Source organism: Streptantibioticus silvisoli, assembly GCF_027947535.2.
Lineage (GTDB): Bacteria > Actinomycetota > Actinomycetes > Streptomycetales > Streptomycetaceae > Streptantibioticus_C > Streptantibioticus_C silvisoli.
Genome location: NZ_JAAGKO020000048.1, coordinates 54,823 through 68,855 on the forward strand (window position 1 = coordinate 54,823; position 14,033 = coordinate 68,855).

Below are 14,033 nucleotides of genomic sequence, written 5' to 3' on the forward strand. Positions count from 1 at the left end.
AGGCGTGGCAGGGACGTTACCGCCGGTATCACCTCACGGGTAGATGAACATCCGTCACATCCTCAGACTTTTCTCATCATCTGCTCATAGGACTTCCATACCGTGGGCCACCACGGCCCCTCGCGGTCCGGTACCGCACCGGAACCGCTCGCCGCGACAAGCGGAATCCGGCCACCGCGGACCCGTCCCTGGTGGCCGTCGGACGGCGAATCGAGCCGGATGAAGAGTCCCGGCCGCAGATACGGGCATGCGCACAGCCAACCGGGAGCCGATTCCGGTCCCGGTACGTCCAATGCGCGGCTCCCTCACGACGGAGGTGGATGAGATGGCAGGATTCCGCAGTCTCGCCAGACAAGTGCGCGATCCGCGACTGGCCGACGCCCAGCAGCGCACCTCGCTGCGCAAGTGTCTGGAGCGGTTCGCGCCCTACGGGCACCGGGCGACCTGGCACCACTTGTGCGCGCGCTACGGCATGACCCCCGACGACCGGCACCCCGAGCAGGACCGCCTGGTGGCGGCGCTGGCGGAACTGGAGGAGGCGCGCGCGGTCTGGCTGGCCTACGAGACGCAGTTCGCCGCCCGGCGCAAGCGGGAGAAGTACGACGGCGTGCGGCAGCCCTCGCCGCTGGACGAATGGCACAGCCGCACCTGGGGCGGGCGCGGTATCGCCTGGTGCGACGACCCGGGCACGGTACCGGCCGGCCGGCTGGCCGACGTGCTGCGGCGGCTGATCACCGCACTGGACTCCCCGCCCGGCGAGGTCTGCCCGGTGTGCGCCGGCACCCGGCTGGTCTGGCACGACAACCTTCACCACGCCCCCGACTCCGGGCCGGTCTGCACCGCCTGCGGCATCCTCGTTCCGCCGCCGGTGCTCTCCGACCGGGCGCTGGTCGCCGCCAAGGCCGCGGCGCACTGGGAACTCGCCTCGCGTTGACACCCCCGGCCCGCCCCAGCATGCTGAGCAAGCGCTTGGACATCTGCTGGGCGCCGGAGCGGGACACGCGGGAGGCTGAAGGATGACGCAGGCCAGGGTCTTCACGTCGGTCGGAGAACTACGGGACGCGGTGGGCCAGGAGATCGGCCCCACCGAGTGGTTCGAGATCGACCAGAAGAGGATCGACCAGTTCGCCGAGGCGACCGGCGACCACCAGTGGATCCATGTCGATCCGGAGAAGGCGGCGGCCGGGCCGTTCGGCACCACCATCGCCCACGGGTACCTGACCCTGTCGCTCATTCCCTTCTTCACGCCGCAGCTGTTCCGCGTCGAGGGCATCAGCATGGGCGTCAACTACGGCGTCAACAAGGTCCGTTTCCCCTCACCCGTGCCGGTGGGCTCGCGACTGCGGGCCTCGGCGCGGCTCGCCGACGTCAGCGACGTGAAGGACGGCGTACAGCTGGTGGCGGTCATCACCGTGGAACGCGAGGGCGGCGAGAAGCCGGTCTGCGTCGCGGAGACGGTGGTCCGCTTCTACCTGTGACGGTGCCGCGGCTCCCCCTGCGCCGGTGCCGCGACGGCGCGTTTCCTCGATGACGGTGCCGCGATTTCTGCCTGTGCCGGTGGTGCGACGTCCGACGATGACGGTGCCGCGACGGCGCGTTCCGCCGGTGACAGTGCCGCGACGGCGCGTTCCGCCGATGACCGGTGGTGCGACGGCGTGGCAGGGCGCGCGGGCCCCGGCCGACAGGGCCGTTCCCCGCGCGCCCGTGACCGGACGGTCAGGCGGTCACTCGGCCAGCTCGATGGCCAGCGCCGGACAGACCAGGGCCGCCTGGCGGACGTCGTCGTGCTGGTCGGCGGAGGGCTCGGCGTCCAGCAGGACGACGATGCCGTCCTCGTCGCGCTGGTCGAAGACCCGCTCGGCGGCCAGGACGCACTGGCCCGATCCGACGCACTTGTCCTGGTCGACCGTGACTCGCATGGTGTTCTCCTCGGGGTGGGGTGCGGTAAATCCGTTGACCGGCGCCAGTATTACCAGCTGACCGGCAGCTCGTAGACCCCGTAGACCAGGCCGTCGTGCTTGAACGGCACCCGGTCGACGTCGGTGGCGAGCTTCAGGGTGGGGATGCGGCGGTACAGCGTGCTGTAGACCACCTGGAGTTCGACCCGGGCCAGCGGCTGGCCCAGGCACTGGTGCGGGCCGAACCCGAACGCGACGTGCCGGCGGGCGTCCCGGGTCACGTCGAGCCGGTCGGGGTCGGTGAAGACCTCCGCATCACGGTTGGCGATCTCGCCGGGCAGCATGATCGCCTCGCCGGCCCGGATGGTCTGTCCGCCGACCTCGATGTCCTCCAGCGCGACCCGGCGGCGTGCGGAGTGCACGATGTGCAGGTAGCGCAGCAGCTCCTCGACCGCGCCGGCGATCAGCTTCGGGTCCCGGCTCTCGCGCAGGATGGCCAGCTGGTCGGGGTTCTCCAGCAGCGCCAGGGTGCCCAGCGCGATCATGTTGGCGGTGGTCTCGTGGCCGGCGACCAGCAGCAGGAAGCCCATGTTGGCCAGTTCGCGCCGGGTCAGCTCACCGGTGGCGACCTGCTCGGCGGCCAGCTTCGACAGCAGGTCGTCGGCCGGCTCGGCCAGCTTGCGGCCCACCAGTTCGTCGAGGTAGTCGATGACCTCGCGCTGCGCGGTGAGCACCACGTCGGTGGCGCTCTTGCGGCTGATCAGCACCCGGCTGCGGGTCTGGAAGAAGTCGTGGTCCTCGTAGGGCACGCCGAGCAGTTCGCAGATCACCATCGACGGCACCGGCAGCGCGAACGCCTGCACCAGGTCGGCCGGCTTGGGGCCGGCCAGCATGCCGTCGATCAGGTCGTCGACGATCCGCTGGATCGCCGGCCGCATCGTCTCGACCCGCTTGATCGCGAACGGGCCCGTCACCATGCGGCGCAGCCGGGCGTGCTCGGGGTCGTCCATGTTGATGAACGTGCGGCCCATCTCGCGGCGGGCCTTGAGCGACTCGCTCTGGTGCGGGAAGTTCTCGTGCCGGGTGTCGGCGCTGACCCGCGGGTCGACCAGCAGCGCGCGCTGGTCGGCGTACCGGGTGACCATCCACGGGGTGCTGCCGTCCCAGATGCGGACCTTGGTCAGCGGGCCCTGGTCCTGAAGGCCGCTGAGCGCGGGCGGCGGGTCGAACGGGCAGCGGTCGGCCCGCGCCATCGGGTATTCCGGGGTCTGTTCGGCGTGCTGGCCGGCGGGACCGGTGAGCGTGTCGGTCATGGTGGCGTACCTCTTCCGTGGTGGGGAACGGCGCGACGACGGCTGGCGGATCTCGGCGGGACGGGCGGTCAGCCCGCCACGGGGGCGGCGTCCTGGGTGCCGACGGCCTCATGCCAGTCGGCGCCCTGTGCCACCAGCGCCCGGTAACCCCGGGTCTGGCGCGGCCGGTTGACGCCGACCACCCCGCAGACCCGGTCGCCGGAGCGGTAGAGCGCGACGAGTTCGCGCGGCCCGGCGCCGCGCTCGACGACCCGGACCTCGTCGGCGCCGCGGGTACGGCCGTAGATCTGGATCCGCAGGTCGTACTGGTCGGACCAGACGAACGGCACCGGGTCGAAGGGCTGTCCGGCGCCGGGGCCGGCCAGGATGTTGCGGGCCACCGCCAGGCCCGACTCGGCGGCGTGGGTGCGGTGTTCGACCCGGGTGGGCCGTCCGGTGCGCGGCGCGAGCCAGCAGGCCACGTCGCCGGCCGCCCACACCCCCGACCCGGCGTACAAGGTGGCGTCGCACTCCACCCCGTCGCCCAGCGACAGCCCGCTGCCGGCCAGCCAGCCGATGGCGGGGACCGCGCCGACGCCCATCACGACCGCGTCGGCGGCGATCTCACGGCCGTCGGACAGCCGCACGCCGGTGGCCGCACCGTCGGCGGAGGTCACCGCGGTCACCAGGGCACCGGTCTCCATCCGCACGCCGTGCTCGCGGTGGACGCCGGCCAGCATCGTGCCGATCTCGTCGCCGAGGACGTCGGCCAGCGGCACCGGCGCGGCGCTCACCAGCGTGACGTCGGCACCGGCCGCGACCGCCACCGCGGCGGCCTCGGCCCCCACGAACCCGGCGCCGGCCACCACCATGCGCGGCTTGCGGCCCAGGTGGTCGCGCAGCGCCAGCGCGTCCTCGACGGTACGCAGCACGTACGCGCCGGTGACGCCCTCGGCGCCCGGGATGCGGCGCGGGGTCAGCCCGGTGGCGACCACCAGCGCGTCGTACGGCAGGCGTTCACCGCCGGCCAGCACGACCTCGCGGGCGGCGGTGTCGAGGGCGGCGGCCGGCTCCCCCAGCCGCAGGTCCAGGTCGAGGCCCTCCAGCACCTCGGGGGTGCGCATCCGCAGGCGGTCGGTGTCCCACTCGCCGGACAGCAGCTGCTTCGACAGCGGCGGCCGGTCGTACGGCAGGTGGGGTTCGTCGCCGACCAGCGTCAGACTCCCGGCGTAGCCGAGTCTGCGCAGGCCCTCGACGGCGGCCAGACCGGCGGCCGAGGCACCGACCACCACGACGCGGGACGGCGGGCGCGGGGCTGCGGTCATGACGAGGTCTCCGTCCGGGTACGGGCGGCCCCGGCGGAACGGGGGCGCCGTCACGAAAATAGTTTCCTTGAGCAACTACTTAGGCACTGTACCCACCGCCGAACGCACTTCCCAATGCCCCGCCGGAAGACGGCTGAAAAACGCCCCACTTATCCCCCGACAGCATGTCGGTAACCGGCCAACCCCGGCCGCCGGGCCGCTTTTACCGAGGTCAGCGGTGGGCGAAGCCGCCGGACGACGTGGAGGGGGCGGAGGGGACGGGGAGGCGGGAGGGGAGCAAGAGGGAGAAGGAGGAGAAGGGGGAGAACGGGAGGAGCCGGGGGGAGAACGGCGGGCGGGACGGCGGAACGGCGAGGGAGAGGACCGGCGCAACCACGGGAGGAGTGTTCCACGAAGGGGACGAACGGTCCGCGGCGATCGCCGGCACCCCGACCGCCCGGCGGATCACCCGGCGCTCCGGCCCCGGCCCCCTGCCCGCCCCCGCCCCCGGCGGATCAGGCGGTGCGCGCCCCGACCATGCGGGAGACCAGTCCGGCGTACAGCTCGCCGACCTCGTCGGGGGTGCGGCGGCCGTCGGGGTTGAACCAGCGGGCGACGTCGATGCAGAGCGACAGCACCGCGAGCGTGGTGCCGGAGACGTCCGGCACGTCGAAGTCGCCGGCCGCCACGCCGTCGGTGACGATCGAGCGGATCACGCCCTCGGTGGTGCGGCGCAGGTCGACGATCTCGGCGTAGTGCTCGGGGCCCAGCGCGCCGAGTTCGTACTGCACGACCCGGCCGGTGGTGTGGTGCTCGGCGTGCCAGCGCACGAACGCCCGCACCGCCGCCTCCAGCCGGGCGGCGGGCGGGCCGGCGCCGTCGCGGGCCTCGGTGAGCAGGCCGAGGGAGAGCAGGTGGCCGACCCGGCTGATCTGGTAGAGCAGCTCTTCCTTGGTCTTGTAATGGATGTACAGCGCGGCCGGGCTCATGCCGGCCCGGCTCGCGATGTCCCGGGTGGTGGTCGCGTGGTATCCGCGTTCGGCGAACGCCTCCACCGCGGCGATCACCAGCCGCCGCGCCGCGTCGGGGGTGATGTCGCGCCACGCCGTGGGCGTCTTCGGCTCCTGCGCATCCATGGCGCACAGACTACATGCCGCTCTGAGCAAGCGCTTAGCCCCGCCGCGGCGACGAGATCCGGCCAATCGGTCCCCCCGGAGCGGCCGATCGGCACCGGCTGCGGGGTCCCGCCGGGGATGCGGGACCGCGCCGCCAGGCCGCCGCCGGGCCCGCCGCCAAGCCGCCGCCACCAGCCGCACCGGCCGGATCAGCCCGACCGGATCAGCCTGGCAGCGGCGATCAGGGGGCTCCGGCGCGGTCAAAGGCTCCGGTGCGGTCAGCCGACCCGGTGCGGTCGACGAACCCGGCGTGACCACAAAGCCCCGGCGCGGTCAGCCGTCCCGCGCGACCAGCCGACCCGGCGCGGCCAACGGGCCCGCCGTAAACCGGAAGGCGCCGACACGGGCCAAGGCCGACGCGGTCGGCAGGCCCGCTGCGGGCAGCCACCGGCACGGAGCGGGTGAGCCGACCCGGCGCGGTCAAAAGGCTCCGCTGCGACCAGCCGACCCGTACGGTCACCCGACCCGGCGCGGCCAACGAACCCGGCGCGACCACAAAGCCCCGGCGCGACCACAACAAAGCCCCGACGCGACCACCCGACCCGGCGGAGCCGACCCGACCCCGCTCGGTCAGAAGGCGGAGACGCCGGTGAGGGCGCGGCCGATCACCAGCTTCTGGATCTGGCTGGTGCCTTCGTAGAGCGTCATGACGCGGGCGTCGCGCAGCAGCTTGCCGACCGGGTACTCGTCGATGTAGCCGTAGCCGCCGAAGACCTGGAGGGCGTTGTTGGCGCATCGCACGGCGGCCTCGCTGGCGTGCAGCTTGGCGACCGAGGACTCGGTGGTGAACGGCAGGCCGCGGTCGATGAGGTCGGCGACCCGCCAGGTCAGCAGGCGGGCGGCGTCCACGTCGACCGCGATGCCGGCCAGCAGCTCCTGGACCAGCTGGTGGCCGGCGATCGGGCCGCCGAACTGCTCGCGCTGACCGGCATAGCCGACGGCGGCCTCCAGGCACGCCTGCCCGATGCCGACGCAGCCGGCCGCGACCGACATGCGCCCCTTGGCCAGCGCGGACATCGCGACCGAGAAACCCTTGCCTTCCGGGCCGAGCATCGCCGAGTCCGGCACGCGTACGCCGTCCAGCCGCAGTTCGGCGGTGGACTGACCGCGCAGGCCCAGCTTGCCGTGCACCGGGCGGCGCTCCAGCCCGGGGCTGTCGGTGGGCACCAGGAACGCGCTGATGCCGCGGTGGCCGGGTTCGCCGGTGCGGGCGAACAGCAGCACGACGTCGGCCCAGGTGCCGTTGGTGATGAACATCTTCGCGCCGTCGATGACCCAGTCGCCGCCGTCGCGCTTGGCCCGGGTGGTGAGGTTGGCGGCGTCGGAACCGGTGCCGGGCTCGGTCAGGCCGAAGCAGCCGAGCGCCTCGCCGGAGCACAGCCGGGGCAGCCATTCGCGCTTCTGCTCCTCGCTCCCCCAGCCGGCCACCGACTTGGCGACCAGGCCGAGCGAGACCGACACGATGCCGCGCACCGAGGAGTCGCCGCGGCCGAGTTCCTCGGTGACCAGGCAGTACGCCAGGTGGTCGCCGCCGGAGCCGCCGTACTCCTCGGGGATGGTCAGGCCGAGGAAGCCCAGGTCGCCGAGCTTGCCGACCACGTCGCGGTCCACGCTCTCGGCGCGGTCCCACCGGATGACGTGCGGGGTGACCTCGCGGTCGACGAAGTCCCTGGCGAGCCGCCGTACGGCGGTCTGCTCCGGATCGAGTCCCAGGTCCACGGCTGTCCTGCTCCGATCGTTGATTAGCACTGCTAGTTTTCTGGCGGCGGGCTCTACTATGTGGCCCATGGCCCGCCCACGCAAGCCCCTGCTCAGCCGGGAGCGCATCGTCGCCGCCGCGCTCGCCCTGGTGGACGCCGAGGGGCTCCAGGCGGTCTCCACCCGGCGGCTGGCGGCGGAGCTGGGGGTGAGCGGCCCCTCGCTGTACAACCACTTCGCCACCAAGGACGACATCCTCGACGCGGCCGCCGACACGGTGATCGACCGCGTCGACCTGTCGGTCTTCGACGACGGCACGCCGTGGGCCGACGCGCTGGCCGCCTGGGCGCGTTCCTACCGCGCGGCGCTGGCCGCCCACCCGCACATCGTGCCGTTCCTCGCCCAGGGCCCCGGCCGCCGCCCGGCCGGTCTGCGGCAGGCCGACGCGGTGTTCGGCGCGATGGTCGGCGCCGGCTGGCCGCCCGCGCACGCCACCCGGATCGGCGCCACCATGCGCTACTTCGTGGCCGGTTCGGCCCTCGGCTCCTTCGCCCGCGGCTTCGTCGACGACCCGGACGCCTACGACCCGCGGGACTACCCGCACCTCGGCCAGGCCCACCTGCTCGCCGAACACCGCCGCCAGGTCGACGACGGCGCCTTCGACACCGGCCTGCGCGCGCTGATCGACGGGCTCGGCCTGCTGTACGCCGAGGTGGTCGCCGGAGCCTGAAGGCGCCACGGCGCCAAGCCGCTCGGCCTGGAAGGAGGTGGGGGCGGCAGCGCTGGTCGACGTCAGCGGCCGGCGCGCGTCACCGGCCGTCCCGCGTCAGCCGAAGTCGATCAGGGCGCGGCCCCCGCGGCCGGCCAGCATGGCGTCGAAGGCGGCCGGGATGTCGTCCAGGCCGATGCGGTCGGTGACCATCGCGGCCAGGTCGAGGCGGCCGGCCCGTACGTGGTCGGCCAGGACCGGCAGGTCGGCGGCCGGGTCGCTGTTGCCGTAGACGCAGCCGCTGAGGGTGCGGCCGAAGTGGAACAGCTCCAGGGCGCTGAAGCTGACCTGGTCGGCGGCGCCGCCGATGCCGACCACCGTGGTGCGGCCGCCGCGCCGGGTGCCGGACCAGGCGGCGCGGATGGTCTCGGCGCGCCCGACGCACTCGATGGCGGCGTCGGTGCCGTGGCCGCCGGTGAGCGCGCGGATCCGCTTGGCGGTGGTCTCCGAGGCGATGACGAACTCGGTGGCGCCGGCGGACCGGGCCAGTTCCTCCTTGGCGTCGGAGACGTCGACCGCGATGACCTGTCCGGCACCGGCGATCCGGGCCGCCTGGAGCACCGCGAGGCCGACGCCGCCCACGCCGAAGACGGCGACCGACTCACCGGCCCGCAGCCGGGTGGCGTGGTGCACGGCGCCGTAGCCGGTCAGCACCGCGCAGCCCAGCAGCGCGGCCTCGCTCAGCGGCACGCCGTCCGGCAGCGGCAGGACCGCGCCGGCCGCGACGACGGTCTCCTCGGCGAAGACCGCGGTGCCCAGGCCCGGGTACAGCTCGGCGCCGTCGCTGGAGCGGCGGGCGTACGGCTGGGTGGTGGCGGCCGCGGCGTTGGAGCACAGCCACGGCTCCCCCAGCCCGCACAGGTGGCAACTGCCGCAGGACGGCGCCCAGTTGAGCACCACGCGGTCGCCCGGCACGACACCGGTGACGCCGTCGCCGACCGCGGTCACCGTCCCGGCGCCCTCGTGGCCCAGGACCGCGGGCACCGGCTGGCGCAGCGTGCCGTTGGACAGCGACAGGTCGGAGTGGCAGACCCCGGCGGCGGCCAGCCGGACCCGCACCTGGCCGGGTCCGGGGTCGGGCAGGTCGATCTCGGTGATCTCCAGCGGGGCACCCACGGCGGGCAGTACGGCGGCGCGGACCACGACGGCTTCTCCTCAAGGACGGTGACGGCTCGGTGATCGCTCGGGACGGGGAGGGGTTCGGACGGTGACGGCTCAGGGGGTGGCGGGTCGGTGATCGGCTTGTACGGTGATCGGCCACGCGGCGGCCACGGGTACGGCTACGGCCCGGCACCGCTGCGGCTACGGCTACGGCTACGGCTTCGCCCGGCTGCCGCACGGGGCGGAGCCACGGCCGCGACCCCGCACCGCGCCCGGCCCGGGGTCAGAACTGGAGCGACTTCGTCTGAAGGAACTCCGCCAGGCCGTGCGGGCCCAGTTCGCGGCCGACGCCGGACTGCTTCCAGCCGCCGAACGGCGCCCGGGGGTTGAAGCGGCCGCCGTTGATGTCGACCTGGCCGGTCTCCATGCGGCGGGCGAAGGCGACGGCGCGTTCCTCGTCGTCGCACCAGACGGCGCCGGCCAGCCCGTAGACCGTGCCGTTGGCGATCCGCAGCGCCTCCTCCTCGTCCTCGTAGCGCAGGACGCACAGGACCGGGCCGAAGATCTCCTCCTGGGCGACGGTCATGTCGGGCTTGACGTCGGCCAGCACGGTGGGCCGCACGTAGAAGCCGCGGTCCAGGCCCTCCGGTGCCTGCGGGCCGCCGGCGACCAGCCGGGCGCCCTCGGCCACCCCGCGTTCGATGTAGCCGCGGACCCGGTCGCGCTGGCGGGCGCTGACCAGCGGGCCGAGCCGGGTGCCGTCGGCGGCCGGGTCGCCGGGGACGTACTTGGCGGCGGCCGTGGCGGCCAGCGCGACCGCCTCGTCGTAGACGTCGGCGTGCACCAGCAGCCGGGTCCAGGCGCTGCACGTCTGGCCGGAGTTGGCCATGACGTTGGCGACGCCGGCCTTGACCGCGCGGGTCAGGTCGGCGCCGGGCAGCACGACGCTGGCGGACTTGCCGCCGAGTTCGAGGGCGACCCGGCGCACGGAGCCGGCGGCGGTGGCGGCGATGCCCTTGCCGACGGCCGTGGAGCCGGTGAACGACACCAGGTCGACGCCCTCGTGCTCGGCCAGCGCCTGCCCGGCGACCGTTCCCAGGCCGGTGACCAGGTTGAACACCCCGGCCGGGAAGCCGCACGCGTGCACCGCCTCGGCGAAGATCCGGGCGACCAGCGGGGTGTTCTCGGCCGGCTTGAGCACCACCGGGCAGCCGGCCGCGAGCGCCGGGACGACCTTGGCGGTGATCTGGTGCAGCGGGTAGTTCCACGGGGTGATCGCGCCGACCACGCCCACCGGTTCGTGGTGGACGACCGAGCGGCCGATGCGTTCGCTGAACTCGTGGGTCGCCAGCAGTTCCACCATCGAGCGGGTCACCGCGACCGGCAGGTCGGCGCTGACGCTGCGGCTGAAGGCCAGCGGCGAGCCGAGTTCGGCGGTGACCGTCGCGGCGATCTCCTCGCGGCGGGCGGCGAGCGCGTCGCCGAGCGCGGCGAGCCGGGCCGCCCGGTCGGCGGGCGCGGTCGCGGACCAGCCGGGCAGGGCCGCGCGGGCGGCACGCACCGCGGCGTCGACGTCGGCGGCGGTGCCGGCCGGGACGGTGGCGATGACCTGTTCGTCGGCCGGGTTGACCACCTCGATGACCTCGGCCCCGGCGGCGGGCCGCCAGGCGCCGTCGATGTACATGCCCTCGTGAGCCTTCACGTGCTGTCCTCCCGGTCCGGTGGTCCGGCGTGCGGCCGGCTGCGACCCCCTTCAAACTAGCGCCGCTAGTTAGCAGGGCGCCAGCGGCCCGGCGGGACCGGTGACGTGATTGACGGCACGCGGCGCCAATCCTATGGTCATCCATAGGATTCCTCGCGACCCCGGGAGCAGCGATGGGCAGCGGTCAGAACACGGAGCCGGGCGGCGTCGGCGCCGCGCGCACAACGGCCGCGGCGGTGGCGTACCAGAGCGGCTTCGGCAACGAGCACGCCACCGAGGCGGTCCCCGGCGCGCTGCCGGTCGGCCGCAACGCGCCGCAGCGCGCCCCGCTCGGCCTGTACGCCGAACAGCTGTCCGGCGCCGCGTTCACCGAGCCGCGCCACCACCAGCGCCGCAGCTGGCTCTACCGGATCCGGCCGTCCGCCGCCCACCCGCCGTACCACCGGATCGGCAACGGGCGGCTGCGCACCGCGCCGTTCACCGAGACCGAGCCGGACCCCAACCGGCTGCGCTGGGACCCGCTGCCCGACCCGCGCGACCCGACCGACTTCGTGGACGGCCTGGTCACCGTAGGAGGCAACGGCGACGCGCTCCGGCGGACCGGCATCGGCATCCACTGGTACGCCGCCAACCGCTCGATGACCGACCGGGTCTTCGGCGACTCCGACGGCGAACTGCTCATCGTCCCCGAGCGCGGCGGCCTGCTGCTGCGCACCGAACTGGGCCTGCTGGCCGTCGAGCCGGGCCACGTCGCGCTCGTCCCGCGCGGGGTGCGCTTCCGCGCCGAACTGCTCGCGGACAGCGTCCGCGGCTACATGCTGGAGAACTACGGGCAGCCGTTCCGCCTGCCGGACCTGGGCCCGATCGGCGCCAACGGGCTGGCCAACCCGCGCGACTTCCTGGCCCCGGTGGCCGGCTACGAGGAGCGCGACGGCCGCCCGACCCAGGTCGTCAACAAGTTCGGCGGCAACCTGTGGGCCGCCGACCTCGACCACTCCCCGCTCGACGTCGTCGCCTGGCACGGCACGCACACGCCGTACGTCTACGACCTGCGGCGGTTCAACGTCCTGGGTTCCATCTCCTACGACCACCCGGACCCGTCGATCTTCACCGTGCTGACCTCGCCGTCCGACACCCCGGGGCTGGCCGGCGCCGACTTCGTGGTGTTCGCGCCGCGCTGGCTGGTCGGGGAGGACACCTTCCGGCCGCCGTACTTCCACCGCAACGTGATGAGCGAGTTCATGGGCCTGGTGGAGGGCGCCTACGACGCCAAGGCGGAGGGCTTCGTGCCGGGCGGCGCCTCGCTGCACAACATGATGTCGGCGCACGGTCCGGACCGGGCCACGTACGACAAGGCCAGCAGCGCGCGGCTGGAGCCGCAGAAGATCGACGACGGGCTGGCGTTCATGTTCGAGACCCGCTGGCCGGTCGTGCCGACCGCGCAGGCGCTGGCCGCCGAGCACCGGCAGCCCGCCTACGACCAGGTGTGGCAGGGTCTGCAACGGCACTTCACCGTCTGACGACGCGGTGGTGGACGGCGGCGGGGTGTCCCGCCGGGTCCGCGACGGCGCTCCACCGTCCGGCGGCGCGGTGCTCCGCGCGGCCCGCGCCCGGCTCGCGCGGGTCCGCGACGGCACGTGACCGTCCGACGATCCTGGAAGGGGCCGGGAGATGACCGCCTTCGCGCCCGACCCGCTGACGCTCAACCGGCGGCTGCCGCTGTGGTACCAGGTCTCGCAGTCGCTGCGCGCGTCCATACTCGGCCGCCGGGCCGGCGCGTCGCTGCGGCTGCCGACCGAGGCGGACCTCGCGGCGCACTACGGCGTCAGCGTGCTGACCATGCGGCAGGCGCTGAAGTCGCTGGAGGAGGAAGGGCTGATCAGCCGGCACCGGCGGCGCGGGACGTTCATCGAGCCGGGCGCCCGGCAGGCCACCCCGGTGCGGCTGCTGGGGTCGGTCGACACGATCGTGGCCCAGCAGTCCGGCATGCGCGCCACGCTGCTCGGGCACGGCCGCGAACCGGTCCCGCCGCAGCTGGCGGAGTACTTCGGCGCGGACGGCGAGGTCACCGCGTTCCGCCGGCTGCGCTACGACGAGGACGGCGAACCCACCAACTGGGCGGAGAACCACGTCACGTCGGCCCTCGCCGACCGGATCGACCCGGCCGACCTGGAGCACTGGCCGATGACCCGGGTGCTGCGCGACCGCCTCGGGGTCCGCATCAGCCGCAACACCGAGACCGTCGAGGCCCGGCTCGCCGACCCGCGCACCGCCGAACTCCTCGGCGTGCCGCTGCTCAGCCCGATCCTGCACTACACCGGCGTCACGCACGACGACGCCGGCCAGGTGGTCGACGTCGCCCGCATCCACTACCGCGGCGACCGGTTCGCGTTCTCCGTGACGATGGACGCCCGCTGACCCCGGCCGCCCGCCCGCCACACCAGCACGTAACGCCAGAACAGCCTCCGCCGCGCCCGCGCCCCCGGCAGCACCCGGCGCGCCTCCCGCACGATGTCGGCGTACGCCATCTGCGGCTCCCGGGTCGGCGCGGTCATCGCGACCGGACGCGGCGTGCGGCGACCGCCGGTGGCGAGCCATCCCACGGCGGCGTTCACCGGCAACGCGGCCAGCCCGAGCAGATGATCGGACCGGGTGGTCGCCCGGTAACAGCCGACCACCACCAGCGTCCCGCCCGGCGCCAACCGGTCCCGGAACGCCTCCAACGCCCCGGTGAACGGCAGGTGGTGCAGCGCCGCCACACACGTGACGACGTCGAACGGCCCCGGCGGCAGCCCGTCCGGCGCCCCGGCGACCAGGAACTCCACCGCCGCCCCGGCACGCGTCGCCTCCCGGGCCCGCCGCACGATCACCGGGTCGGCGTCCACCCCGACCACCCGCCCCACCCGTCCGGCCAGCCGCCGCGCCAGCTCCCCGCTGCCGCACCCCACGTCCAGGGCGCTCGCCGCCCGGCCCGGCACCGCGCGCAGGATCGCCCGGTGGTAGTGCGCGTTGTGGTCCCACGGATGCGCGGCGTTGAACCGGTCGAGCACACGGACCAGGGCGGTCGGCAGCGTCGTCATGCGGGGATTTCATC

Annotated in this window: 13 protein-coding genes; 5 read left to right on the forward strand and 8 right to left on the reverse strand. The window is 74.1% G+C overall.

From position 1 onward, the window contains the following. The first annotated feature begins 325 nt into the window (after positions 1-325). On the forward strand, positions 326-934 hold the full coding sequence (locus tag POF43_RS26755) for a hypothetical protein (RefSeq protein ID WP_271314355.1): 609 nt from the start codon (positions 326-328) through the stop codon (positions 932-934). Between the two features lie 82 nt (positions 935-1,016). Continuing rightward, positions 1,017-1,478: a MaoC family dehydratase gene (locus tag POF43_RS26760; protein WP_271314354.1), complete on the forward strand. Its 462-nt coding sequence runs from the start codon at positions 1,017-1,019 to the stop codon at positions 1,476-1,478. Positions 1,479-1,724: 246 nt separating this feature from the next. Here POF43_RS26760 and POF43_RS26765 read toward each other — a convergent pair whose 3' ends face one another. The 5 genes from POF43_RS26765 to POF43_RS26785 form a co-directional block, all read right to left on the reverse strand. After that, positions 1,725-1,919, reverse strand: a complete 195-nt coding sequence (locus tag POF43_RS26765; protein WP_271314353.1) for a ferredoxin — start codon at positions 1,917-1,919, stop codon at positions 1,725-1,727. A gap of 50 nt (positions 1,920-1,969) precedes the next feature. Beyond that, positions 1,970-3,211, reverse strand: a complete 1,242-nt coding sequence (locus POF43_RS26770; protein ID WP_271314352.1) for a cytochrome P450 — start codon at positions 3,209-3,211, stop codon at positions 1,970-1,972. A 68-nt stretch (positions 3,212-3,279) separates the two neighbouring features. Beyond that, positions 3,280-4,515 (reverse strand): NAD(P)/FAD-dependent oxidoreductase, encoded by a 1,236-nt coding sequence (locus POF43_RS26775; protein WP_271324923.1) that lies wholly within the window; start codon positions 4,513-4,515, stop codon positions 3,280-3,282. 494 nt (positions 4,516-5,009) lie between these two features. Then, positions 5,010-5,630: a TetR/AcrR family transcriptional regulator gene (locus POF43_RS26780; protein WP_271315779.1), complete on the reverse strand. Its 621-nt coding sequence runs from the start codon at positions 5,628-5,630 to the stop codon at positions 5,010-5,012. 609 nt (positions 5,631-6,239) lie between these two features. Next, complete coding sequence (locus tag POF43_RS26785; RefSeq protein WP_271324135.1) at positions 6,240-7,388, reverse strand: acyl-CoA dehydrogenase family protein; 1,149 nt, start codon at positions 7,386-7,388, stop codon at positions 6,240-6,242. A gap of 67 nt (positions 7,389-7,455) precedes the next feature. On the opposite strand from POF43_RS26785, the gene POF43_RS26790 reads away from it, so the two are divergent. Then, complete coding sequence (locus POF43_RS26790; RefSeq protein WP_271315777.1) at positions 7,456-8,097, forward strand: TetR/AcrR family transcriptional regulator; 642 nt, start codon at positions 7,456-7,458, stop codon at positions 8,095-8,097. Positions 8,098-8,193: 96 nt separating this feature from the next. Here the strand turns inward: POF43_RS26790 and POF43_RS26795 are convergent, their stop codons facing one another. Both POF43_RS26795 and POF43_RS26800 read right to left on the reverse strand, forming a co-directional pair. Then, the gene (locus tag POF43_RS26795; RefSeq protein ID WP_271324134.1) at positions 8,194-9,279 is read right to left on the reverse strand and encodes a Zn-dependent alcohol dehydrogenase; all 1,086 of its coding nucleotides are present in this window, start codon (positions 9,277-9,279) and stop codon (positions 8,194-8,196) included. A gap of 241 nt (positions 9,280-9,520) precedes the next feature. Beyond that, positions 9,521-10,939 carry an aldehyde dehydrogenase family protein gene (locus POF43_RS26800; protein WP_271315775.1) on the reverse strand — a complete coding sequence of 473 codons (1,419 nt, stop codon included), beginning with the start codon at positions 10,937-10,939 and terminating at the stop codon, positions 9,521-9,523. Between the two features lie 173 nt (positions 10,940-11,112). Between POF43_RS26800 and hmgA the strand changes: the two genes are divergently transcribed. Both hmgA and POF43_RS26810 read left to right on the forward strand, forming a co-directional pair. Further along, positions 11,113-12,459: a homogentisate 1,2-dioxygenase gene (gene hmgA / locus POF43_RS26805; protein WP_271324133.1), complete on the forward strand. Its 1,347-nt coding sequence runs from the start codon at positions 11,113-11,115 to the stop codon at positions 12,457-12,459. A 151-nt stretch (positions 12,460-12,610) separates the two neighbouring features. Then, positions 12,611-13,357: a GntR family transcriptional regulator gene (locus POF43_RS26810; RefSeq protein WP_271315773.1), complete on the forward strand. Its 747-nt coding sequence runs from the start codon at positions 12,611-12,613 to the stop codon at positions 13,355-13,357. Here POF43_RS26810 and POF43_RS26815 read toward each other — a convergent pair. Then, a complete protein-coding gene (locus POF43_RS26815; protein WP_271324136.1) occupies positions 13,309-14,019 on the reverse strand; it encodes a class I SAM-dependent methyltransferase in 711 nt (236 codons plus the stop codon). The genes POF43_RS26810 and POF43_RS26815 overlap by 49 nt on opposite strands. Between the last annotated feature and the right edge of the window lie 14 nt (positions 14,020-14,033).

Excerpts from the sequence above, each read along its gene's own strand:
- POF43_RS26790 (WP_271315777.1), top strand. The coding sequence starts at position 7,456 with ATGGCCCGCCCACGCAAGCCCCTGCTCAGCCGGGAGCGCATCGTCGCC.
- hmgA (WP_271324133.1), top strand. The coding sequence starts at position 11,113 with ATGGGCAGCGGTCAGAACACGGAGCCGGGCGGCGTCGGCGCCGCGCGC.
- POF43_RS26755 (WP_271314355.1), top strand. The coding sequence starts at position 326 with ATGGCAGGATTCCGCAGTCTCGCCAGACAAGTGCGCGATCCGCGACTG.
- POF43_RS26760 (WP_271314354.1), top strand. The coding sequence starts at position 1,017 with ATGACGCAGGCCAGGGTCTTCACGTCGGTCGGAGAACTACGGGACGCG.
- POF43_RS26765 (WP_271314353.1), bottom strand. The coding sequence starts at position 1,919 with ATGCGAGTCACGGTCGACCAGGACAAGTGCGTCGGATCGGGCCAGTGC.
- POF43_RS26775 (WP_271324923.1), bottom strand. The coding sequence starts at position 4,515 with ATGACCGCAGCCCCGCGCCCGCCGTCCCGCGTCGTGGTGGTCGGTGCC.
- POF43_RS26810 (WP_271315773.1), top strand. The coding sequence starts at position 12,611 with ATGACCGCCTTCGCGCCCGACCCGCTGACGCTCAACCGGCGGCTGCCG.
- POF43_RS26815 (WP_271324136.1), bottom strand. The coding sequence starts at position 14,019 with ATGACGACGCTGCCGACCGCCCTGGTCCGTGTGCTCGACCGGTTCAAC.
- POF43_RS26780 (WP_271315779.1), bottom strand. The coding sequence starts at position 5,630 with ATGGATGCGCAGGAGCCGAAGACGCCCACGGCGTGGCGCGACATCACC.
- POF43_RS26770 (WP_271314352.1), bottom strand. The coding sequence starts at position 3,211 with ATGACCGACACGCTCACCGGTCCCGCCGGCCAGCACGCCGAACAGACC.